23 protein-coding genes are annotated in these 20,871 nt (G+C 59.9%); 5 read left to right on the top strand and 18 right to left on the bottom strand.

The window, feature by feature from the left end; genetic code table 11:
• Window positions 1-67: 67 nt before the first annotated feature.
• A complete protein-coding gene (locus CFT68_RS06090; protein WP_088842502.1) occupies window positions 68-1,057 on the bottom strand; it encodes an aldo/keto reductase in 990 nt (329 codons plus the stop codon).
• A gap of 352 nt (window positions 1,058-1,409) precedes the next feature.
• Here CFT68_RS06090 and CFT68_RS06085 point away from each other — a divergent pair, with 352 nt between their 5' ends.
• Window positions 1,410-2,093, top strand: coding sequence for a dihydrofolate reductase family protein (locus tag CFT68_RS06085; protein WP_088842501.1), 684 nt, complete (start codon window positions 1,410-1,412; stop codon window positions 2,091-2,093).
• Between the two features lie 33 nt (window positions 2,094-2,126).
• On the opposite strand, the gene CFT68_RS06080 is transcribed toward CFT68_RS06085, so the two are convergent.
• From CFT68_RS06080 to CFT68_RS21915, 17 genes are all read right to left on the bottom strand, one after another.
• Window positions 2,127-2,666 (bottom strand): hypothetical protein, encoded by a 540-nt coding sequence (locus CFT68_RS06080; RefSeq protein WP_088842500.1) that lies wholly within the window; start codon window positions 2,664-2,666, stop codon window positions 2,127-2,129.
• A gap of 427 nt (window positions 2,667-3,093) precedes the next feature.
• Window positions 3,094-3,387, bottom strand: a complete 294-nt coding sequence (locus CFT68_RS06075) for a DUF1330 domain-containing protein (protein WP_088842499.1) — start codon at window positions 3,385-3,387, stop codon at window positions 3,094-3,096.
• Between the two features lie 26 nt (window positions 3,388-3,413).
• Window positions 3,414-4,250, bottom strand: a complete 837-nt coding sequence (locus CFT68_RS06070; protein ID WP_212590365.1) for an enoyl-CoA hydratase/isomerase family protein — start codon at window positions 4,248-4,250, stop codon at window positions 3,414-3,416.
• A gap of 114 nt (window positions 4,251-4,364) precedes the next feature.
• On the bottom strand, window positions 4,365-4,955 hold the full coding sequence (locus CFT68_RS06065; RefSeq protein ID WP_088842497.1) for a Crp/Fnr family transcriptional regulator: 591 nt from the start codon (window positions 4,953-4,955) through the stop codon (window positions 4,365-4,367).
• 288 nt (window positions 4,956-5,243) lie between these two features.
• The gene (locus tag CFT68_RS06060) at window positions 5,244-6,020 is read right to left on the bottom strand and encodes an SDR family NAD(P)-dependent oxidoreductase (RefSeq protein WP_088842496.1); all 777 of its coding nucleotides are present in this window, start codon (window positions 6,018-6,020) and stop codon (window positions 5,244-5,246) included.
• A gap of 113 nt (window positions 6,021-6,133) precedes the next feature.
• Complete coding sequence (locus CFT68_RS06055; RefSeq protein WP_088842495.1) at window positions 6,134-6,979, bottom strand: SDR family NAD(P)-dependent oxidoreductase; 846 nt, start codon at window positions 6,977-6,979, stop codon at window positions 6,134-6,136.
• 24 nt (window positions 6,980-7,003) lie between these two features.
• Window positions 7,004-7,648 (bottom strand): carboxymuconolactone decarboxylase family protein, encoded by a 645-nt coding sequence (locus CFT68_RS06050; RefSeq protein WP_088842494.1) that lies wholly within the window; start codon window positions 7,646-7,648, stop codon window positions 7,004-7,006.
• A 195-nt stretch (window positions 7,649-7,843) separates the two neighbouring features.
• On the bottom strand, window positions 7,844-8,752 hold the full coding sequence (locus tag CFT68_RS06045) for a helix-turn-helix domain-containing protein (protein WP_088842493.1): 909 nt from the start codon (window positions 8,750-8,752) through the stop codon (window positions 7,844-7,846).
• A gap of 150 nt (window positions 8,753-8,902) precedes the next feature.
• Window positions 8,903-10,075 (bottom strand): cupin domain-containing carboxymuconolactone decarboxylase family protein, encoded by a 1,173-nt coding sequence (locus tag CFT68_RS06040; RefSeq protein ID WP_088842492.1) that lies wholly within the window; start codon window positions 10,073-10,075, stop codon window positions 8,903-8,905.
• 59 nt (window positions 10,076-10,134) lie between these two features.
• Window positions 10,135-10,635 carry a (R)-mandelonitrile lyase gene (locus tag CFT68_RS06035; RefSeq protein WP_088842491.1) on the bottom strand — a complete coding sequence of 167 codons (501 nt, stop codon included), beginning with the start codon at window positions 10,633-10,635 and terminating at the stop codon, window positions 10,135-10,137.
• Window positions 10,636-10,801: 166 nt separating this feature from the next.
• Window positions 10,802-11,695, bottom strand: coding sequence for a helix-turn-helix domain-containing protein (locus tag CFT68_RS06030; protein ID WP_088842490.1), 894 nt, complete (start codon window positions 11,693-11,695; stop codon window positions 10,802-10,804).
• Between the two features lie 78 nt (window positions 11,696-11,773).
• Window positions 11,774-12,517, bottom strand: a complete 744-nt coding sequence (locus tag CFT68_RS06025; protein WP_088842489.1) for an SDR family oxidoreductase — start codon at window positions 12,515-12,517, stop codon at window positions 11,774-11,776.
• Window positions 12,518-12,577: 60 nt separating this feature from the next.
• Window positions 12,578-13,696: an XdhC family protein gene (locus CFT68_RS06020; protein WP_088842488.1), complete on the bottom strand. Its 1,119-nt coding sequence runs from the start codon at window positions 13,694-13,696 to the stop codon at window positions 12,578-12,580.
• A gap of 30 nt (window positions 13,697-13,726) precedes the next feature.
• Window positions 13,727-14,554, bottom strand: a complete 828-nt coding sequence (locus CFT68_RS06015) for an SDR family oxidoreductase (protein WP_088842487.1) — start codon at window positions 14,552-14,554, stop codon at window positions 13,727-13,729.
• Between the two features lie 29 nt (window positions 14,555-14,583).
• Window positions 14,584-15,450, bottom strand: a complete 867-nt coding sequence (locus tag CFT68_RS06010) for a formylglycine-generating enzyme family protein (RefSeq protein WP_088842486.1) — start codon at window positions 15,448-15,450, stop codon at window positions 14,584-14,586.
• A gap of 606 nt (window positions 15,451-16,056) precedes the next feature.
• Window positions 16,057-17,364, bottom strand: a complete 1,308-nt coding sequence (locus CFT68_RS06005) for a hypothetical protein (RefSeq protein ID WP_088842485.1) — start codon at window positions 17,362-17,364, stop codon at window positions 16,057-16,059.
• A 488-nt stretch (window positions 17,365-17,852) separates the two neighbouring features.
• Entirely contained in the window at window positions 17,853-18,059 is a 207-nt protein-coding gene (locus tag CFT68_RS21915; protein ID WP_088842483.1) for a hypothetical protein, read from the bottom strand.
• 446 nt (window positions 18,060-18,505) lie between these two features.
• On the opposite strand from CFT68_RS21915, the gene CFT68_RS05990 reads away from it, so the two are divergent.
• The 4 genes from CFT68_RS05990 (at window position 18,506) to CFT68_RS05975 (ending at window position 20,854) form a co-directional block, all read left to right on the top strand.
• Complete coding sequence (locus CFT68_RS05990; RefSeq protein WP_141106469.1) at window positions 18,506-18,793, top strand: hypothetical protein; 288 nt, start codon at window positions 18,506-18,508, stop codon at window positions 18,791-18,793.
• A 263-nt stretch (window positions 18,794-19,056) separates the two neighbouring features.
• Window positions 19,057-19,422, top strand: a complete 366-nt coding sequence (locus CFT68_RS05985) for a hypothetical protein (RefSeq protein ID WP_088842481.1) — start codon at window positions 19,057-19,059, stop codon at window positions 19,420-19,422.
• A complete protein-coding gene (locus CFT68_RS05980) occupies window positions 19,419-19,958 on the top strand; it encodes a CAP domain-containing protein (protein ID WP_141106468.1) in 540 nt (179 codons plus the stop codon). The genes CFT68_RS05985 and CFT68_RS05980 overlap by 4 nt, the downstream gene beginning before the upstream one ends.
• A gap of 50 nt (window positions 19,959-20,008) precedes the next feature.
• Complete coding sequence (locus tag CFT68_RS05975) at window positions 20,009-20,854, top strand: M28 family peptidase (protein ID WP_088842479.1); 846 nt, start codon at window positions 20,009-20,011, stop codon at window positions 20,852-20,854.
• Window positions 20,855-20,871: the final 17 nt, after the last annotated feature.

The following is a 20,871-nucleotide window of genomic DNA, read 5'->3' as shown; positions in this document are numbered from 1 at the left end:
ACTAGCGGATTTAAGAAAATGGAAGCAGCGGCTAACTCGGTACGTGAGTTAGCCGCTGCTGGCTTGGTTATTCGGACATGCTCAGCAAGCCGGCGTCGAGCCGTTCGCCTTGCACCTGGATGCCCGAAAGCTGACGGTCAATTTCCTGCAGGTCGGCAGTGGTCAGTTCCAGCTCCACCGATTTGAGGTTGTCGTCGATGTACTCGACTTTGTCCATGCCCGGAATCGGCACGATGGACGGGCCTTGGGCCAGGAGCCAGGCCAGGGCAATCTGGACGGGCGTGGCGTTTTTCTGCTTGGCCATGGCGCGCAGCATGTCCACCACCGGCATGTTGGCCTTGATGTTTTCCTGCGAGAAGCGGGGGAAGTTGGCGCGCAGGTCGGTGCTGGCGTCAAACTTCGAGTTGGTGTCGATGGTGCCGGTCAAAAAGCCGGTGCCCAGCGGGCCCCACGGCACGAAGCCAATGCCCAGTTCCTCGCACAGCGGCAGCACCTCAGCTTCCGGCTCACGGGTCCAGATGGAATACTGGTTTTGCACGGCGGCCACCGGGTGCACGGCGTGGGCCTTGCGAATGGTGTCTGCGCCAGCCTCTGAGAGGCCGTAGTGACGCACTTTGCCTTCCTGAATCAGGTCCTTGAGCGTGCCGGCCACATCTTCGATGGGCACATTGGGGTCAACGCGGTGCTGATAGAACAGGTCAATGTGGTCGGTACGCAGGCGCTTGAGCGATGCCTCAGCCACGGCGCGGATATTCTCCGGGCGGCTATCGGTGCCGGTGATGGCGCCGGTCGCGTCAAGTGCGAAGCCAAACTTGGTGGCAATGATGACCTGGTCGCGGAAGGGCGCCAGGGCCTGGCCCACCAGTTCCTCGTTGGTGTAGGGGCCGTAGGCCTGGGCGGTGTCGAAGAAGGTGATGCCCCGCTCCACAGCGGCGCGAATCACGTCAATGCCGTGCTGGATTTCGGCCGCCTGGCCGAGGCCAAAGCTCAGGCCCATGCAGCCCATGCCCAGGGCGGATACTTCCAGGCCGCTGGTGCCAAGTTTTCTCGTTTTCATTGGATTAACTGGTAAAAGTGGGTTTCCGATTTTTCCGGCACCACGCGTGTCGGCTGTATTTGGGCCGCTGGCGCGGTGAACCGTATCCGGCGGGGTGACTTTTAGTATGACAAAGGTCCGGCAACCCACTCCCCCTTAAAATCACGATTCAAACCGATAATTATAAATTTCAAACAGATGCCGGTTTTACCACGTCTGCATCGAAGCTGTCCGGGCACTTGGACTGCTTGCCCTTTGTACCAGGCTGGCGGTAGTGGCACAAAGCACCTGCCTTAAGCAAGGGCCGTATTAGCTTCCAGTGGCCCAAAGGGTGTAAGCACCTGCCACTAACCTCTCCTTTATTCCTGCTCTTATGAAACCCCACGTAATCTGTCACATGATGGCCTCGCTCGACGGCCGTATTATTACAAAGCGCTGGGGCGGAAAGCCCGACACCAAGGCCTACGAAACCACGGCTGCCAACTTTGATGCGCAGGCCTGGCTTTGCGGGCGCGTGACGTTCGAAGTGGACTTTACCGGCGGCCTACCGCCCGACCTGCGGGCGGGAGATTCGGTGCCCGACCGCCAAGACTTCGTGGCCGATAAAGAGGCGACATCCTTCGCGGTCGCCGTCGACGCGCACGGCAAGCTGGGCTGGGAATCAGCTTACATCGACGGAGACCACGTGGTGGCGGTGCTCAGTGAGCAGGTCAGCGACGAGTACCTGGCCTATCTGCGCCGCCAGGGTGTGTCGTACCTCTTTGGTGGCGTCCAGGAACTCGATTTTGCGCTGGTGCTGGAGAAGCTCGGCCGGCTGTTTCCCATCCAAACCATCTTGCTGGAAGGCGGCGGTCACGTCAACGGCTCCCTGCTCAAGGCCGGCTTAGTCGACGAGCTCAGCTTGCTGTACTACCCCGTTATTGACGGGGCGGCCAGCTCCCCCACGGTGTTCGAGCAGGGCGAGCAGCCCGGCCCGCCGGCCCAGCTGCAGCTGCAGCAAGTGGAGCAGCTGCCCGACAATATTCTCTGGATGCGCTATTCCGTAACGGGCCGTTAGGCCGGAGGCCCAAAGCCTATCGATGCCTTGGTGTTAACAATAGCAAGGGCTTTCGAACGAGGCGTTGTGTTGCCCCCGAAAGGCCTCGTGAAGGAGCAGCTGTAGGTAGGAGCGAATCAGGTCGTTCTTGAACCGGTAACCGGTGCTTTGCTCTTCCTGCATCTTGTGGAAAATGTCGGTGCAATACGCGGCCTGCCCCTCGGTCAGCCGGTATGCGGGAATGCCGCCACTGGCGAACAAAGCATCTTGTTGCATGCTGTCGAACAGGTTATTGGCCTGGAGGAAGTCTTCGGTAAACAGGCAGGCATACCCGGTAATGTGAACCGAGAGCAGCAGCGTGGAATACGGAATGCGTGGATTCGCAAAGAATAAGTAGGTGCCGTTGAGCTCCAGGCTGCGACCGGCCACCTGAAGCACGAAATGGCCCGTCACCAGGCTGGCCTTGTAAAAGTCGCGGCGGTTGTAGGAGGGTGACGGATTGACGGATGTATCAATAGCGTAGGCTTTGAAGCCATTGGGCCTCACAGAGCCTGCGCCAAGCTGGAAGTTCTGGGTGATAAGCTGGTCAGCCATCGTGCATTGGGTAGAACATCAAGGAGCCGGCCCGAAGTGGGCGCTCTGCTGGCGCTGGCTGGTGCGCCTTGATGTGCTTGTTGGCCGTTTAGGATTTCTACAACACTGCCCTGAGCAGCTTGCATTCACTATTACAAAGGTCGGCCAACCAATTTGTCGCGGAAATCACGATTCAAACCAATTGTTATAATTTTCAACCTAGTGCCGGGTTAGCAGGGTCATGGCTGGCCCTTGGCTGTCATCGGTAACCATGCAAAAAGAGGCTGCCTAGCAAGTAGGCAGCCTCTATCTGATGCAATTGGCCGTTTACACTTTTCTAGAATTCCATCTGCGGAATTCGACCTTTGGTCTAATCGGTGACGGCGTGGTCGACGAACTTTTCGGCGAAGTCTCATAAAGTCTAGCTTAGCAGCAGCTTGACTCCATGTTATCCTGCAATGCCCTCGACAATGAACACACGGTACTCGGCTCCCTTCAGCCGGTGCTGGAGGGCTGCCTGATACAGGGGACTCTCATACGAGGCCTTAGCGTCCGCGACCGTCGGAAACTCCAGAATGACTGCGCCATCCACCCGCTCGCCTTCCAGCGTTTCCACCGCGCCGTAGAAGGCCAGCGGGGTGATGGGCTGCCCGACCGAGGCAGCGGGGGCGCTTTCCTCGTATTTTTTGAATTCTTCGGGGTCGGTGATGCGGTCCCGGACATACACGAGATAGGCACTCATAGCTGTTTGTGGTAGAATGTGAGGGATTAAGACCTATCGGCGGGAAGGTCGCCCAGCCGCTCGGCAAAATTCAATTCGAACTCCCCGACCTTCCCCAAACCGGCGTCGAGCATCTTGGAGAAAGCCTTCCCCGCTTCGGGCCAGAGGTCGACCCCTTGCAGGATGTGGTTCGACAGCCACAGGTCGCCTTCGGACGGCACACCGGCGCGGGCGTTGACCATTTTCTTGGCCGTTTCCAGCGCCCGCTTCTCGAACCGGCCCAGGCGCTCGGCCAAGGCATCCACGTACGCGTCGAGGTCGGCGTCCGGCAGGGCCCGGTTGACGAAGCCGTACCGCTCGCCGGTTTCGGCGTCGAAGTCGTCGGCGCTGCACACGATTTCCAGCGTGCGCGAGCGGCCCACCAACGCGGACAGCCACTCAACGCCGCCCCCGCCGGGGATGGACGAGCCGCCGACCTCAATCAGCGCAAACTTTGCCCGTTCCCGGGAAGCAAAACGCATGTCGCAGGCCAGGGCGAACTCAAAGCCCTGCGCGCGAGCTCGCCCGCGCACCTTGGCGATGCTGAGGACGGAAGACTGAGCCAAGCGGGTCACGAACTTGGGCCAGTTGCCGAAAAACGGCATCGCGCCCGGCTGGTCGGGCACCGTCAGGCGGTTCTCGACGTCGTGGTGGTTCATGAAAAAATCCGGGTCCCCGCTCTCGAACACGACGACCTTCAGGTCGGCGTCCTGCTCGATGCGGTCCATCAGCACGTTCAACTCGGCGAACATCGGCGGGTCGAACAGATTCAGGGGCGGATTATTAATGACAACGCGCCAGTAGGCGGCCGATTGTGGGATGATGGTTAACCGGTTGGTGGACATGATAGCTAGGCTGAGGTGAACCGCTCGGAGAGTGGGTTACTTTGAACACCACAAAGGTCCCGTTCAGCAAATGCCTAGCGGTTGCACTAGTGCACAAAACGCTGGGGAGCCGGGTTATGCTTTTCTCGCTCCGCCGTGCTTTCGAATTCGGGAAAGGAAGCCCTTGGTCATACCCAGGTAAGAGGCAATGACGTACTGCGGGAGCCGTTGCACCACGGCCGGATACTTCGCCAAAAACTCTTCGTAGCGCTCTTCGGCTGTGCGGGTCAGGGCCGAGATAAGCCGGCGCTGATGGTAGGCAGCGGCCCGCTCGGCCTGGAGCCGGAAGAGCGTTTCGAAGCGGCGGTTGGATTGCAGGAGGCGCTGCTCAGTGGCGTACTCGACTTCGAAGATGGTGCTGTCTTCGAGCGCCTCGATAAACATCTGGGCCGGCGTCCGAAAGAGGTAGCTATTAACGTCGGTTATCCACCAATCCTCCACGGCAAACTGGATGGTGTGTTCCACCCCGGCTGGGTCGATGACGTAGGCCCTAAAGGCTCCCTGCACCACGTAGATGCGATGGTCCGCCGTGAATCCCGGCTGCACGATAAACTGACGTTTCTTGACTTTGCGGAGCGTAAAGGCGGCCGTGAGCTCGACTAGTTCGTCGGCGCTCATCGCCGGTAGTTGTCGTAGGATGTGCTGGTGGAATTGGGCAACCTCCATGCGGGGTAGTGGTATGTGGAGCTTGACAACCGGGCAGTTGGTGGGCTGGTAACCACCTGCTGCCAAGTGACGGTTGCCTCGGCTACCAAATTACGCCCTTGCTGGGTTGAGATGCCAGCTGCTTGTTAAAGTTTGGGCATGTTGGCATCACGGTCGTGGCCGTTGCCGCATTCCGTCAGGCAATCCCCCGACCGAAACCGCCACCTGAACGCTTCGGAGGTCGCACCGGGGCCCACCGGCCAGCAGCCTACACCCGCCAGGCTATGCCGGAGGTGTAATAGCACCGGCTTAGAGCTTGCCGGCGTAAACCTGGGTTTGACCGCCGTCCACGACCAGGTTTACGGCATTGATGAAGCCGCTGGCGTCGGAGCCGAGAAAGACTACGGCGTTGCCAATGTCTTCCGCCGTACCCACGCGGCCCACGGGAATCTCAGCGGCCGCGATGCGGTCGGAGAAATCTTTCACCTGCTCGGGGCTCAGGCCCTGAACGTCCTCGTAGCCTTCGGTCGGCACCAGGCCGGGGCTGATGACATTCACGCGGATTTTGCGCGCCTTCAGGTCCGTGGCCCAGCACTTGGCCATGGCGATGATAGCGCCTTTCGTGGCGGCGTAGGAGGTGTAGTCGGGCAGGCCGATGAAGGCCGTCATGGAGGACGTCAGGATAATGGAACTGCCTTCGCCCATCAGCGGCAGCATGGCCTGCACCGTGAACAGGTTGCCCTTCACGTTCGTGTTGTACATCTGGTCGAAGAACTCTTCGGTGATTTCCCCCAGGCGGCTCACTTTGTAGTAGCCGGCGTTGGAGAAAATGATGTCCAGCTTGCCTTGCTCGGCTTGGATGAACGAGGCCACGCGGAGCATGTCCTCGTTCTTGGAGACGTCGGCCTGCACGGCATGAACCGTGTCGCCAATCTTGGCGGCGGCTTCCTGCAGCACGTCGAGCCGCCGGCCCGTGATGTACACAATGGCGCCTTCTTCGGCCAAGCGCCGGGCGGCGCCAAAACCAATGCCGGTACCGCCGCCGGTTACCAATGCTACTTTACCTTTTACTGCTTGTGATGACATGATTTCTGTTTGTTGGAATTCAGGGTGAATGGTCCACCAGGGGGTTAGCCTATCCTTTTAGTTACCCCGTGGTCAGACGATGCGCGGCTTGCGGTGCCGCGGCTACCGGTTGCTTAGTCTTCGAAGTCGCTCTCAGCCGATACGTCCTGCCACTGCTCGAATTCCGCGATGCGGGTTTTGTAGTAGGCGGCCACCGCCGGGATGGCTCCTTTGCTGATGAGCAGGCGTACGGGCGGGTTTTCCGAGTTCACGACCTTGACCAGGCCTTTGGCCAGTTTGGCCGGGTTGCCGGCCTGGTTGCCGTTCATGCCCGTAAAGATTTTCTCCAGGTTCGTGCGGGCCTCGTCGTAAGCCGCTACCTGCAGGTCCGGCAGCTGCATGGAGGCATCGGCATTGGCGAAGTCCGTGCGGAACGCGCCGGGCTCCAGCAGCATGAAGCGGATACCAAACTGCTTCATGTCGATGTTCATGCCTTCCGCCCAGCCCTCTAAGGCAAATTTGGAGGCGCTGTACACCGAGCCCCCGGGCACGGATTTGATGCCCGAGGTGGAGCTGACCACTACCACGAACCCCGCGCCTTGGGCCCGCATCACCGGAAGAATGGCGCGGGTGATGTTCATGGTGCCGAACACGTTGGTTTCGATTTGCTGGCGAATGCTGTCGGCCGACATTTCCTCGAAATAGCCCAGCAGCCCGTAACCCGCGTTGTTGACCAGCACATCGATTTGGCCGAAGCGCGCAACGGCGGCCGCGACGGCTTCCTGCACCTGCTGGTCGTTGGTGATGTCGAGTCGGAGGATGAGCAGGTTCGGGTGGGTGCCCAACGTCTTTTCGGCGCTTTCCACGCTGCGGGCCGTCGCCACTACCTGGTAGCCGTTGTTCAGGGCTTCCTGCACCATGGCAGCGCCCAGGCCTTTATTACCGCCGGTAATAAACCATACTTTTTGGTTGGTATTCATGAGCTTCGTGTTCTAAAAGGTTGGTTATTTGGTGGTGCGGGCAGCCAGTACATTGGCCAGCAGGGCTCTGCCCCGGTCCCCTTTGGCGGGGCCGAATTCACGTTCGATGATGGCGATGATGTGGCGGACCTGGGCCTCATTGAGCCCGACCTGGAAGGCCGCGTTGATGTGGGCCTGAATCTGCGGCTCGATGCCGTCCATGGACAGCTGCGCGGCTACGGTGGCAATCTCCCGGTCGGAGTAGGAAAGCACGTCGCTGTCGTAGATGTCCGCGAAAATGTAGTGCTTGAGCTGCACGTCAATCTTGGGGATGAACCCCATGGCCCCGGCGCGTAATTTCTCTTTGCTCCAGCCCGTGACGGCCATCTGCACGGCTTCTCCGCGGTCGTAATAGCTGCGGGTGTCGGTTACCGGGGAGGGCTCCCGGCCGGCTACGTCCTGGATGCCCCGGGCTTGGCGTTCGAGCAACACGTCCATGAAGGTGTCGATGCCGCGCAGGCCCCGCGGAAACCCGCAGTAGGCGCAGAGCTGGGTAAACACCTCCTTGATTTCGTTGATGGTCAACCCGGCTTCCAGGCCAGCGGTCAGCTCCTGAGCCAGGTTGGCTACATCACTGACGGCGGTATAGGAAGCGATGCTGGCGAGCTTCTCTTGTTTAGGAGTTAACATGACTGTGGGTGATTAGAGCCGGGCGTCGCTGGGGCAGGCCGGGGAAAATCCGGGGCATCCAGCAGGCGCTTTAGCGTGCTTGATTGAGTAAGACAAAGGTCCCTCAACCAGCCCCGCCAGGGCTAACTCAAATCAATCCAATCAGTATTCATTTCAAACAATCAGCGGTGTTCACCCCCTTGAGGGTGCCGCTTCCTAGCTGCGCAGGGCCCGCAGGGCCGAAGGCGTGCTGCCGGTGTGCTTCTTGTAAAAGGTGTTGAAATTGGTCGGGTACTCGAACCCGAGGCCGTAGGCAATTTCGGCGGTGCTCCAGGTGGTATGCAGCAGCAGGGCCTTGGATTCGACCACAATGCGCTCGGCGATATGAGTCCCGGTCGTCTTGCCAGTCAGCTCGCGCACGGCGCGGTTCAGGTGGTTGACGTGGACGGCGAGCCGGTCGGCGAAGTCGCCGGGCGTGCGTAGCTTCAGGCCGTGGTCGGGCGCGTCGATGGGGAATTGCCGCTCCAGCAACTCCAGAAACAGCGCCACGATGCGCGAGGCCGCGTTCGGGTGCTGGAAGTAAGTGGTCTGTGGCTGCATCTTCAGCGCCTCGTGGATGAGCAGGCTCACGTAGGTGCGCTGCAGGTCCTGCTTGTAGAGGTAGCCCGATTCCATCTCCTGCAGCATTTTGCGAAACAGGTAGCTAATCGTCTCCTGCTGTTCTTCATTGACGAAGTACACCGGGTCGCTGCTGAACTTGAATAGGGGGGACTCTTGTAGGCTGGCCGACCGGTCGTGGGTCATAAAGTCCTCGGTAAACAAGCAGAAGTAGCCGCCCTGGTCCTCCGAAATCGGCTCCCACGCGTACGGCACGTTGGGGTTGGAAAACACCAGCGCCGGCCGGTCCAGCAGCACGCCGCGCGTCGCGTAGTGCAAGCGCCCCGTGCCCGTCATCAGGGCAATCTTGTAGAAATCCCGCCGGTTGTAGCTCATGCGCCGGTTGCAGAAATGCTCGCGGTTGTAGACATTGAAGTGGCCCGTGGCCGTCGTCACATGCTGGGCGGGGTCAGCTGCCGAGCTTCCTTGCTGCTGATAAAACTGGTCGATGGTTTCGCTGGCTTGCATAGCGCAAAGGTATACAGTACATAAATCAAACAACGGGCAACCGTCTGCCACTGCAAGGCCAGACAGCCCGCACCCCTTAGCTGCTAGCCGGGGCTACTCCCACTACAACCGCTGCTTTTAAGAGCCCCCGGTGCCCGTAGGAAGAGCCGGCTACGCCGGTAGGATTCCGTTCAGGCAGGCAATGGCATTGAGCGTGCGCGGGTAGCCCACGTAGGGCAGCAGCTGGGTGAGCACGTTGATGAGGGTTTGCCGGTCGTTGCCCACGTTGACGTTGCCCGTAACGTGCCCTTTGATTTGCGCATCGGTGCCGCCTAGGGCCACGAGGTAGGAGAGGGTCACCAACTCCCGCATCTTCAGGTCGAGGCCTTGACGGGTGTAGAAGTCCCCAAAGCAGTTGGCCGAGAGGTAGCGCTGAATGTGCAGCAGGTCCTCGGGTGACTGCGCGTACAGCTCGTCCAGGCGGGCACCCACAATTTGCTTTTGCACGGCAAAGCCGGCGTCGTAGCGGGTTTCGCGCGTGGTGGTCGACTGCCGGCCCGCCAGCGGCAGGTTGATGCCTCGCTGGGTGAACTTCTGGTTCGTGGCGTAGATGAAATCCAGCACTTTGGAGATGCCCACGTAGGGCACCGACTGGTAGAGAATTTCCTTGATTTCAACGGGGGTGACGCCCACGTTCAGCGCCGCGTCCATCGTCATCTTGTACTCCGACAAGGCCTGGGAGCCGATAGTTGAGGCCAGAATCACCATCACCCGGGTTTTCACCGGAAGCTCGTCGTGACTAATGACCTCATCGAAGGCGAAGTTGTCGAACACCTCAATCAGCTCCGGGTCGGTGGCCTTGGCCCGCGACTTATACTCCGGCCAGAGCGCTTCATGGTTGCGGTGGGCAGCCTCGGTTAAGTGGACTGGTGCCGGTATTGAGTCGGTGGCTGGCACTGCGGCGTCGTATTCTTCCTCCGTCACCGGCTGTAGCCACGTGGTGCCATCGGGTTGGGCGCTGGGCACAATGGCCGTATGCGTCAAGCTGCTGTGGTGGGAGGCGCCGTGCCAGTGCAGCATGCCCGGCGCAATTTTTACCACGTCGCCTTCGCGGATGACTACCGCAGGCTGTCCGGTTTCCTGGTAGTAGCCCACGCCTTGCGTGACAATTAATACTTGTCCCACGGAGTGGGTGTGCCAGTTGGTGCGGGCGCGTGGTTCGAAGGTCATTTTGCCGATGACGCTGCTCAGGTTATCAGCGGGGGTCACCACCAGGTTGGCAAATACGGTCCCGGTGAAGTAGGTGTCGGGCTGCTGGTCGCCCTTGGGGTTGATGGAAGTCATGCTCGTGCTAAGTTGAGAGGCTTGGCTAGCCAAGCGCAGGGAGTTTTCAGGTTCAGCGCTTACTTAAGGCTGTAGTATTCTTGGTCGGTAACCGGCTGCAGCCAGACGGCCACGCCTTTTTCTGTATTGGGCACGATGGCCACATGGGTAAGGGCCTGCTTCGGGGTGGCCCCGTGCCAGTGCTCCACTCCGGGCAGTGCCTTGATGACATCGCCTTTGTGCAGGATGCGCTTGGGCTGGCCTTTTTCCTGATAGTATCCAGAACCATCGGTTACCAGCAGAATCTGCCCGGACGGATGGCGGTGCCAGTTGGAGCGGGCGCCGGGCTCAAAGACGACGTTGCCCGTCACGCACTGGAAGGTGCTGTCATCCGCCACCAGGGAGGTGACCCACACGGTACCCGTGAAATTGGCGGCCGGGCCGCGCTGACCCTTGGGGAAGATGGGCCCCTGTGCAGGCCGGGGGCCCCTGCTGCGGACCACCTGGGTACTGCCCCCTAAGGCAAGCAGTAGGGCCAGAACGCCTAGTGCCTGGAGGGGTCGGGTCAGTAGAATATGCATGGCCGGTACAGTGGTTGGTGAAAGAACACTGCAAAATTACCGGGGCTAAAGAGCGGCCAGCAATGGGAATCAAACCGATGATTATGATTTTCAAATAAAGCAAAAGAGGAGAGCAGGCAGCACCGCTGGTGTCACCTGCTCTCCTCTGTTCTGCCGAATGGCGTCGCTAAGCCGCCACAACGACACTGCTTTCGCGCACGGCGCTCGGCGTTGTGCCCGTTATCTTCTTGAAGTAGTTGGTAAAATAGGCCGGGTATTCAAAGCCCAGGCTGTAGGCAATTTCGGCCACGCTCCAGCTGGTGTGCTGCAGCAGGGCCCGGGCCTCGCTGATTATACGCTCGGCAATGTGCGCCGAAGTGGGCTTGCCGGTTACTTCCTTCACCGCCCGGTTGAGGTGATTGACGTGGATGGCGAGCTGGTCGGCAAACTCGTGCGCGGACTTGAGGCGCAGCGGGCTCTGGGGGCTCTCAATCGGAAACTGCCGCTCCAGCAAATCCAGGAACAAAGACGCAATGCGCGAGGAGGCGTTCTTGTGCTTGACAAAGTTCTCCGTCGGCTGCATGCGCAGCGCCTCGTGAATAATCACGTTCAGATAGGAGCGAATCAGGTCCTGCTTGTAGACGTAATCCGACTGCTGCTCGACCAGCATCTGCCGGTAGATGCCGCTGATGCGCTCCTTCTGCTCCTCGTTCAGCTGGAAAATGGGGGTGCCGTCGACCTTGAACAGGGGCGACTGCTGCAGCGGCTCCGACCGGTCGTTGGCCTTCAGCAGCTCCTCGGTAAAAAGGCAGGCGAAACCAGTCTGGTGCGGCGTCAGCACTTCCGAGGAGTAGGGGATGTGCGGGTTGCCGAAAAACAGGAAGGTGTCGTCCAGCTCGACGCTTTTATCCGCGAAGTGAATGTTGGTGCGGCCCGTAATCAGACAAATCTTGTAGAAGTCGCGGCGGCTATAGGAAGGCACCGGGCTCACAGCCGTGTCGATTTCGTACACCTTAAAGCCGCGCAGCTTCAAGTCGACGGTGTCAAAACCGGAAGTGGAAGAAACGAGCAGGTTATTCATGCGGCGGAGTTAAGGAATTCAAACAGTACTTCTTGAGGGCACAACGCGGGACGTGGTCCGTTCGTTGCCAGCGGCGGCTTAGAGCTGCTGACGGGTGGGACGGAACAGGATTTCGTTGATGTCCACGTCGTCGGGCTGGCTCATGGCGAAGGCCACGGTGCGGGCAAACGAATCGGCGGGAATGGCAAACTCCTCATAGAACTTCTTGAAGTTCTCCTGCATGTCCGGCTCGGTGGCGCTGCTGGGCAGTTCCGTGTCGACGGCACCGGGCGAGATGATGGTCGTGCGGATGTTATAGGGCTTCACTTCCTGGCGCAGGCCTTCGGAAATAACCCGCACGGCGTGCTTGGTAGCCGAATAAACGGCTCCGGCGGGGCCTACCCGGTGCCCGGCCACCGAAGATACGTTGATGACGTGCCCGGACTTCTGCGCCTGCATGTAAGGCAGCACGGCAGCAATGCCGTACAGCACACCCTTGATGTTGACGTCAATCATCCGGTCCCAGTCCTCAATCTTGCGGCGCTCCAGCAGCGACTGCGGCATCAGGCCGGCGTTGTTGATGATGACGTCGACGCGCCCGAACTGCTGCACGGCGGCGTCCACTAGGCGTTGCACTTGCTGGTGGTTGGTAACGTCCGTCTCCACGGCCAGGGCCTGGCCACCGTTCTGCGTTATTTCCTGGGCCAGGGCCTCTATGCGCTCCACGCGCCGGGCGCCGAGCACCACTTTGGCGCCTTCCTTGGCGAGTAAGCGGGCGGAGGCTTCACCCAGGCCGCTGCTGGCGCCGGTGATGACGACGACTTTTCCTGTGATGTTATCCATGGGAAAGAGAGATTAGCGAAGCGCAACCTGTGCGCTTCCGGGTAAAAGAGAAGTGAAAAGTTAAGCGGGCTCATGCACCGTGCCGGCCCGCTCACGCAGCGGCTGGCCTTGGCGGCCACTGCGGTGCGCCTGAATCTCGGCCACGATGCAGAGGGCAATTTCTTCGGGGGTCTCGCTGCCCAAATCCAGGCCGATGGGGCTGCGCAACCGCTCCCGCAACGCCTCGACAGCCGCGGCCGGTGCCGTACCCAGTTCCTCCAGCAGGCGTTGGGCTTTGAGGCGCGGGCCCAGCAGGCCAATGTAGGGGGCAGGGAAGAACACCAGGGTTTGCAGCGCGGCCAGGTCGTAGGCGTAGTTGTGGCTGAGCAGCACGTGGTAAGCATCTGCATCAGGTCGTTGCACTTCCAGCTCGCGCACGGATACCACCTGCACTGCTGCGGCTTCGGGAAAGCGGGCCGCCGTCGCCAAGTTGGGGCGGCCATCAACCACCGTAATGTGCCAGCCGAGTGAAGCACCAAGCCGCACCAGCGGCTGGGCATCGTTGCCGGCTCCGTACACCACCACGCGCAAGGGGGGCGTCAGGATTTCCAGCAACGCCCGCACCGGACCCGCATCGGTATCAATGTCGAGCACTTGCGAACGGCTCTGGGCTAGCGCCACGCGGGCTGCTTCGGCTAAGGGTACTGCCAGGAGGGCAGTACCCCGCACCACCCCCGCGGCTGAGAGCAACAGGCGCTGCCCAACGGCCGCCCGCAGTCCCGACGCATCGGTTTCGAACACGGTGGCCAGCACCGCCGGCTCGGGGTGCTGGGCAAACTCCCTTAGTATCTCCACCGGGTTGTCCGAAGCCGCAAAGTCCAGGGGCTCTAGTAGAATTCTTACCACACCCTGACATCCTGGGCCCAGGCCGTGACGCGGGTCGTCTTCGTCCCGCGTGTCATAGGTGACCAGCGCGGGGTGGCCTCGAAAAATAGCTTGGCGGGCCCGTTGACGGGCATCGCCCTCCAGGCAGCCGCCGCTGATGGCCCCAGTCAGCTCCCCATCCTCGGTGACGAGCATGCGGGCGCCGGGGCGACGGTAGGCCGAGCCAAGCACTTCCACCACCGTGGCTAGGGCGCAAGGCCTCGCATCGGCGCGGTGCTGGTCATAGGCCAGGAGCAAGCGTTGCAATTCAGTCATGCAAAAAGGGCCTCGAAGCCAAATCAGCCGTTATTTTTCAGCAAGCTCTCCGTACCAATACGCCGACGTCACGCCGCCATCCATCAGGAAGTCACTGCCGGTGATGAAGGCGCCATCGGGCCCCATCAGTAGGGCACCCACAGTGCCCACCTCGTCCGGGGTGCCGGCACGCCCGGCCGGTGATACCTCCAGCATGCGCCGGTAGCCTGCCCCGCGCGGGCCCTTCAGCTCGTCGTTGGCCAGGGGCGTGATGATGATGCCCGGGCTGATGGTGTTGACCCGGGCCCCGCGCTTGCCCCAGCGCACAGCCTCCGCCATGACCCGCAGCGAGTTGCCGCGCTTGGATACCTGGTAGGCATGCAGAGAATCCTTCACCTGGTCGGGCTGCAGCAGGGGCAGCGCGAGCAGTTCTTCCACCGGCGTGGTCGCCAGGGCCTTGTCTTGCTCAGGGGTCAGCGCCGGCAGGCGGTGGCCCGATTGCGAAGCAATGACGACGCCAGCACCCCCACGGGCGATGACGTTGCCAAATTCTTCCAGCACCAGTGCGGTGCCGTATAAGTCAACGTGTAGGATGGTTTCCGGCGAGGCCTGCGAGGGAGAAACCCCGGCGGCATGGATAAGGCCGAAGACGTTGCCCAGGGCGGTGGCCTGCTCCACCAGCGCGTGCACCGAGGCCCGCGAGGACACATCGACGGTGGCCGTGGTTACCTCGAACCCAGCGTCGCTGAGCGTTTTGGCAGCCGCATCCGCGTTTCCCTGGCGCAAATCAGCTAGCAGTACGTGCTTGCCGGCGCTTACCCGTCGCGCAATGGCTTGGCCGATAGAACCGGCTCCGATTACAACAATTACGTCTTTCATGATACTTACTTGAGTGGATTAGTGGGTGTTTATTCCGCCATCATTACAAGGCGAAAACCGATGCTGATGCCGCGGTAGTCCGGCGCGTAGCCTTTGCGGAAGGTGCTGCGCCAGCTGTCCGCCGTGACGTGCCAGCTGCCGCCCCGCACCACGTGCTGCCGGCCGCTGGCCGGGCCCTGGGGGTCACTGGCGGGGCTGTTGACGTAGTAGTATTCGCTGTAGAAGTCCTGCACCCACTCCCAGGCGTTGCCGTGCACGTCGTACAGACCCCAGGGATTGGGCAGCTTTTGCCCCACGGGGTGGGTGCCTCCTTTGGCGAAGTCTTCCCCGTGCCAGGCGTAGCGGCTTAACTCGCCGATGTTGTCGCCAAAGGAATAGGCGGTGGTGGTGCCGGCCCGGGCGGCGTATTCCCACTCCGCTTCAGTGGGCAGGCGGTAGAGGTTATGGCCTTCCTTGGCGTTGAGGCGCTTGATGAACTCCTGCGCGTCGAGCCACGACACCGTGGCCGGGTGCGTGGGGCGGGTGATGCGTTCCTTCATGCCCGGCACGTTGTAGTAGGGGTTGGAGCGGTCCAGCGTGTAGGGGTTGCTGCCCATTACGGCCTCCCACTGGGCCTGGGTCACTTCGTTTTTGCCGATAGAGAAGGCCCTGCTGATGGTCACCGGGTGCTGTGGCTTTTCGGTGTCGTAGGCCCCAGGCACTTGGTTGCCAGCCCCCATCAGGAATCGGCCCGCTGGAATGGCGATGAACTCCATGTCGATGCTATTGATAGTCGTTTTGGAGCTGGTTTGACTGGTGGCAGGTGGTGTGGTAGGAGGCAGTGGGGGAGGAGTTTGTTGAGCCTGCGAGCAGGCAGACAGTATGGAAAGAAGGGCTACTGCTATCATGGTTTTCATAGTAAAGTCAGGTTGCCGGATTAGGGTAGTGCCCCGACTGGGCAACAAGCATTCAGGCGGATGCCTAGGACTGGGTGAAGCCAGGCATCATCTACCTTACAAAGGTCCCCCGACTGATGCCTAGTCAGCGCATAGGAATCAAACCATTGCTTATGAGATTCAAACATTTCATAAGCTTTTACTGCTTCTGTCAACCCTTATGGTAGAGGTGTTGGCTAACTGCCCGACGCAGTTAAAACCCTAATCGTCTGCTATCTCTAGGCGGAGTCCCTATGCTGATGCCGCGGTAATCCGGCGCGTAGGCTTTGCGAAAGGTGCTGCGCCAGTTGTCGGACGTCATGTGCTAGTTGCCGTCCCTGTCTACGCCGGATTGACTGCTGCTCGGGGCAGCCAATGCAGCTTGTCGTAAGAAGCCGAGTGCACGGTGATATTGGCGGAAATGCTCTACAAGGAGCAGCAGTTAAAGCGATAGTTGGCTTCGTGTATGTCGCTGAATTCGTAGAAGCAGCCTGCGAACTTGCGGTAGCTGTAGCTGCTAGTGTCGTAGGTACAAGTGCCCCAGTAATCCGCCTCAAAAATGCTGGTGTTCTTCATAGTGTGGGTGGTTTAAGCTGCCTGGTCGAGCAACTGCTCGATGGTGGGTCGGGTGAGCGGTTTGTCTTTGATGGTGACCTGTAGTCCCACCGCTTGGTATTCTTCGTTTATGATGGAGTAGACCTCGTCGACCACGTCCGCCGGGCAGTAGATGGCATCGTGGAGCGTGAAGAACTCCACCGTGCCTTCCCGGTAGAGGCGGGCTGCCACTTGGTGGACAAGTAGCTGAGCTTCCGCCTGCATCAGGTGATGGCTTAGCAGCTTGTAGTCCTGGAGCTTCATCTGGGTGATCGCCTGGGAGACGCTGGGGAAGTGCCGGTCGAAGATCCTTCGCCACTTGTAATCCACGTTTTCAGTGGAGAAGAACACGCGGGCGAAGAAGTCCGTCTTGAAGGTTTCCTCCTGGACGACCTCCTTGGCTTCCAGGATGAAGTCCTTGATGGTGTCGTAGAAGGTGCCCTGCTGGACCAAGTTGAGGTAGTGCTGGACGTCTTCGGGCACCTGGTCACCGTAGAGCTCCTTCAACTTCAGTCCGAAGATCAGGGGCTGGCTGTTGCGGATGTCCAGCTCCACCACGCGGCGCCCGTTGATGCGCAGGAAGGGGCGCAGCTCCCGGGGCAGGTTGGTAAACGAGGTGAAATGCCGCCCCGTCTTGGTGGCGTCCACCTTGAGCTCGAAGTTACCTTGTTCCACCTCGTCGATGCTCATCATCCAGTGCGAGTGAACCTGTTGGTCGACTACCCGATCCTGGTGGAGGATGTAGCCCTTGCGCTTGCTCCTCAGGGGGAGCCCCACTGCCCGGGCGTGGTCGGCATACGCGCGCGCCGCGTCGGCGTCGATGGAGACCTGCGCTAGGTAACGCTGGATGTGCAGGTACACCCCGGAGAGCGGGGCACGGTCGGTTTTGCGGGCGCGGACCAGATCCAGCGGGCTCGCCACCGGTGCCTTCTGCCAGCCCTTCGCCAGCACTTCCTGGGGAACCTTCAGGAAGACGGTGGTCATAAATGAGAGGTCCTCGTTCTGCTTGTGGAGATACTTCTTCTTGAGGATCTTCCATTTGGTCAGGTCCTGGATGATCTGTGTGGAGAAGCGGATCCGCTTGCCCTTGATCTTCGAGTTGCCCAGGTCACGGTCGAGCCCGGCGATGTTGATCTTCACGTACTCACCGGGGCTGTTGCGGTAAATGACCGACTTGAACAGCACCTTGGTCAGGATGTGATGATATTTCCAGACGTTATTTTTGATGTACGTGCGGCTGTAGCCGTCTTTTTCGAGCAGTTCGGAGAAACTTATTCCCTGAATGGCATAAATACGTGGCACGGCAAGGTGTGCTATTTTTACCGCTCAGGGAGGTCGAATTCCCAGGGCGGTTTTTTTGTGGGCTACACTCGGGCAGTGCGAGTGCCGGCCAACATGATTCGGAGGCGAATCTGACGAAAATTGTACATGCGCTGAAGGTCTTCCTTCAGATCTGGGATGGTCACCTCACGCATACCGTAGCGATCATATCGCCTCCGGCTTAGATCCTTTAGGTCATTCGCGATCAGCAACATGTGCCACCATTTATCCCTTGCGGTAGTCTCACCAAGCGCCAGAAGCTCGGGAAAGGATAGCACGTCGGAACGCGTCCACTCCCCGCTCCATCGGGGGACGTCGCGGGGTGAGGTTAAGCAGGTCTCTAGCGCTACGATCTCTTCCTTTTCAATGGTAGCGCAGAGCAATACTTTGGTGCGAGGATCCAGCGTGTTGATCAGGTCCATGGCGCGCTTCAGGCGATGGCAGAAGTCTTCAGTTTAGTCGTTCATGGCTTATGCGGGCAGCTCGATCTGCAGCAGCTCCGCCAAGGCGGTGATGCGAGCGTGGTCGGTGATGAAAGCGAGATCCACTGCGATCTTGAGCATATCGTAGTCGGACTTAGTGCCGTGCAGCTTCTTGAGAATGTCCAACTTCGGACGGGTGCTGGTGCGGATCTTCGTGGAGATCAGTTTTTCGGGGTCGTTGGCGCGTTTGGGCATGGGGCAGGGACTCGATTGTGGAGTATGTAGCAGGAAGTGCTTCTGCTTTTTCTCTCGTTGGTGCTTATTGACCTGAAATCCGGGAAGGTTGGCGGCTGCCCTGCTTTTTTCTTGGATTTCTTTCCCACCCCCTCCCTGGGGTGGGGGATCCCTGTTGTCTTCTGCTTGGTTGCTGGGAGCTGGTTTCTGGTTTGCTCTCTTCAAAAAGTGATACGGCATATGAGCAAGCTCTCCTCACCTTCACCCGGCTCCTATAGCCGTATCACTTTTTCAACTACCCCGCCCAGGAAGTCCGCCACCCCGACCCCAGGGAGGGGGTGGGAAAAAATTTCGCTGCTAACTCCGCACGCCTATGCTCTAGGACAGCATCACTGTGCCTAGTATCGTGATGTGTCTGTTATATGACAAGCAGGCCGTACCTTCGTATAGTAAATTCGCAGTTGATTATGTACTACTTAAACCCGGAGTGGATCCTGAAAGCCACTCGTGACCAGCGCAACCTGGAGCAGGATTGGAGCGAGCTTCGCGCCTGGGTGCAGGAACACCAAAGCTTCCTGCGAATGGCTGGAATAGCCCGAAGCGCGGGATTGAGCCCGGAAGTTGCAAGCGCGTTGCTGTTGCGCGATGCCCACGCCAGCCGCTTGCGCCGCGACTGGGATCGGTTGGATGGCTTGCTCCTCATTTTCATGGGGCCCCCGTTCGGGTACGTGCCCAGTTGGCTGCAGTTGAAGTAATATTATATTAGAAGCTGGTGATACCACAGAATACAGATAGCTCGTTAGAGGGATAAAGGCGCCCTTTCGGCTCCTCAGTTCCCACCAGCTACTCTTCACGCTTCCTTATGTGGCTTGCGCACAAGCTTAAATTACTCCCTCGATGCCTTGTGGCAGCTGTCCTACTTGCCCATGCTGTCGCGGCGCCCTTACTGTCCGGAGCAAGTACCTCGGTGGCGCCGGCACGGCGGATGCTGCCATTTAGAGAAAGTGTTGCCCCCGCCGTGCTGTTCTTCCTTGATGCTGGGGAGGTAGACTACCTAGTTTTGGATCTGCCACTGCCCGCCCTCGACCAAAGTCCGAGCTACGCCGCCGGCGCGAACCTGCTGCTGACGACCCCAGTCGGGAGCTACCGTGCTTCACTAGTTAACCAGCAAGTTGCCTGCCTGCAGCCCGGAGCTCATCGCTCGCGTGTGCACCTGCAGCTCTACTTTGTGCAGAACCCCATGCCCGAGCCAGTGGCTACAGCTTTGCAGGCGGGTAAAGGCATATCGCTGCGTCTTAATGGGGCAGATAACGAGCCCCGTTCTTTTAGCTTGGAAGCCGGCACCCTGCGCATCAATCCAGCCATTCAGTTGTCGGCGCGATGATGATCCTGCTGCTCATTTTGCTCTCGCGGCTGCATCCCAGCTTGGCAACACTTCCTGGCTTACCTCAACTTACCACAGGGGCTACTACACTCAGCACCACCCGATATGAAGAGGTTGGCAGCGCAGACAAACTGCTGCGCCAGTTAAACGCCTACCGGGAAAGTAGGGGGCTACCTATCCTGCGCCTGAGCACAACTGCCTGCCGTGCGGCACGCGACCAGGCAGTTTACAACCTGACGCATGCCAAGCACGGGCACAACCAGCGGGGTTATGCCTCGCCCCGGGCGCGGCTGGCAGCTGCCGGGCACCGGTACGAGGAAACCAGAGTGCTGTATTCCTATAGTCGCGGAGTTAACGCCTCGTTTCGGGGGCTTAGCCTCCAGGAGAAACCGGACCTCGAAACCTGGATACTGTGCACGTACCGGCACTCGCCCGCCCACAATGCAGCCCTGCTGGACCAGTACCCCTCCAAGTTGGGTGTGGCAAGCGTGTACCGAGCTGGAGAGTTGCAGAATACCCTGATTTTCTGCATCTGACTTTTCCGGCTTATGCCGTCCGCAATCATCCCATTTCAGCCCAGCTGCTTATGAAAACCAGTTACGCATACCTGCAGGAGATGTGTGCCCTATCCCCCGACTTCAACGCGCACTCCCCTCAGATAGACCCGGTCAACGCGCGGGTGCGCTACCTGCTCCACGCTCTGGACGCGCTGGGCGTAGCCTACCAGGTGGATGCCTACGACGCCACGGGGCGCAACGAGCAGCGGGACGACATTCCCCACCTGGTGAACGTGATGGTCCACATCCCCGCCCAGACCCCAGACCTACGGGCAAGCCTGGTATTTCTGGCGCACCACGACGTGTCGAACGTGCGCTCGGAAAACTGCAACGACAACACCGCCTCCTGCGCCAACCTGCTGGAGCTCACTGCCCGCCTGCACGCTGATCCACCGGCAGACCGCCACGTGTATATCGTCTTCACGGACGCCGAGGAGATCGTTTCTTTTGAGCGGGCGGGCTCCCGCCAGCTGGCACGCCGTATCCACGAGGGCGCCCTGGGGGAGGTTGCCTTCTGTGTCAACCTGGAGCTGACTGCCTTTGGCACCGCCGTGTACATGGACCTGGCGCTGGCCCAGCTCCAGCAGGTGATCACGACCCCGATCGCCATCGTCAACACGCCCTTCAACGACGCCACGGTTCTGCGACATTGGGGCATCTCCACAAGCGCTGTTCTGGGCACTCTGCCCTTTGAGGAACTTAAGGCGCTGCAGGCAACAAAACGAGCCTCCTGCCCGACCTGGGCACGATGCCATCAAGTAAGTGACCGGGTCCAGCATGCGCGGGCAGAAGACATGAGGCAATTCGTAGAAGTCTTGGTTCGCATCGTACGCTTTGCCTCGCTGTCTGAGGGAAGTGTGCCAGCTGGTTCATAATGCGCGGCTGCACCAAA

This window comes from Hymenobacter gelipurpurascens (assembly GCF_900187375.1).
In the GTDB taxonomy this organism is placed as follows: Bacteria; Bacteroidota; Bacteroidia; order Cytophagales; family Hymenobacteraceae; genus Hymenobacter; species Hymenobacter gelipurpurascens.
This window is presented reverse-complemented; position numbering and strand designations above follow the sequence as displayed.

What these genes read in the sequence shown, in the direction of transcription:
- CFT68_RS06090 (WP_088842502.1), bottom strand. Translation starts at nt 1,057, where the DNA reads ATGAAAACGAGAAAACTTGGCACCAGCGGCCTGGAAGTATCCGCCCTG.
- CFT68_RS06085 (WP_088842501.1), top strand. Translation starts at nt 1,410, where the DNA reads ATGAAACCCCACGTAATCTGTCACATGATGGCCTCGCTCGACGGCCGT.
- CFT68_RS06080 (WP_088842500.1), bottom strand. Translation starts at nt 2,666, where the DNA reads ATGGCTGACCAGCTTATCACCCAGAACTTCCAGCTTGGCGCAGGCTCT.
- CFT68_RS06075 (WP_088842499.1), bottom strand. Translation starts at nt 3,387, where the DNA reads ATGAGTGCCTATCTCGTGTATGTCCGGGACCGCATCACCGACCCCGAA.
- CFT68_RS06070 (WP_212590365.1), bottom strand. Translation starts at nt 4,250, where the DNA reads ATGTCCACCAACCGGTTAACCATCATCCCACAATCGGCCGCCTACTGG.
- CFT68_RS06065 (WP_088842497.1), bottom strand. Translation starts at nt 4,955, where the DNA reads ATGGAGGTTGCCCAATTCCACCAGCACATCCTACGACAACTACCGGCG.
- CFT68_RS06060 (WP_088842496.1), bottom strand. Translation starts at nt 6,020, where the DNA reads ATGTCATCACAAGCAGTAAAAGGTAAAGTAGCATTGGTAACCGGCGGC.
- CFT68_RS06055 (WP_088842495.1), bottom strand. Translation starts at nt 6,979, where the DNA reads ATGAATACCAACCAAAAAGTATGGTTTATTACCGGCGGTAATAAAGGC.
- CFT68_RS06050 (WP_088842494.1), bottom strand. Translation starts at nt 7,648, where the DNA reads ATGTTAACTCCTAAACAAGAGAAGCTCGCCAGCATCGCTTCCTATACC.
- CFT68_RS06045 (WP_088842493.1), bottom strand. Translation starts at nt 8,752, where the DNA reads ATGCAAGCCAGCGAAACCATCGACCAGTTTTATCAGCAGCAAGGAAGC.
- CFT68_RS06040 (WP_088842492.1), bottom strand. Translation starts at nt 10,075, where the DNA reads ATGACTTCCATCAACCCCAAGGGCGACCAGCAGCCCGACACCTACTTC.
- CFT68_RS06035 (WP_088842491.1), bottom strand. Translation starts at nt 10,635, where the DNA reads ATGCATATTCTACTGACCCGACCCCTCCAGGCACTAGGCGTTCTGGCC.
- CFT68_RS06030 (WP_088842490.1), bottom strand. Translation starts at nt 11,695, where the DNA reads ATGAATAACCTGCTCGTTTCTTCCACTTCCGGTTTTGACACCGTCGAC.
- CFT68_RS06025 (WP_088842489.1), bottom strand. Translation starts at nt 12,517, where the DNA reads ATGGATAACATCACAGGAAAAGTCGTCGTCATCACCGGCGCCAGCAGC.
- CFT68_RS06020 (WP_088842488.1), bottom strand. Translation starts at nt 13,696, where the DNA reads ATGACTGAATTGCAACGCTTGCTCCTGGCCTATGACCAGCACCGCGCC.
- CFT68_RS06015 (WP_088842487.1), bottom strand. Translation starts at nt 14,554, where the DNA reads ATGAAAGACGTAATTGTTGTAATCGGAGCCGGTTCTATCGGCCAAGCC.
- CFT68_RS06010 (WP_088842486.1), bottom strand. Translation starts at nt 15,450, where the DNA reads ATGAAAACCATGATAGCAGTAGCCCTTCTTTCCATACTGTCTGCCTGC.
- CFT68_RS21915 (WP_088842483.1), bottom strand. Translation starts at nt 18,059, where the DNA reads ATGCCCAAACGCGCCAACGACCCCGAAAAACTGATCTCCACGAAGATC.
- CFT68_RS05990 (WP_141106469.1), top strand. Translation starts at nt 18,506, where the DNA reads ATGTACTACTTAAACCCGGAGTGGATCCTGAAAGCCACTCGTGACCAG.
- CFT68_RS05980 (WP_141106468.1), top strand. Translation starts at nt 19,419, where the DNA reads ATGATGATCCTGCTGCTCATTTTGCTCTCGCGGCTGCATCCCAGCTTG.
- CFT68_RS05975 (WP_088842479.1), top strand. Translation starts at nt 20,009, where the DNA reads ATGAAAACCAGTTACGCATACCTGCAGGAGATGTGTGCCCTATCCCCC.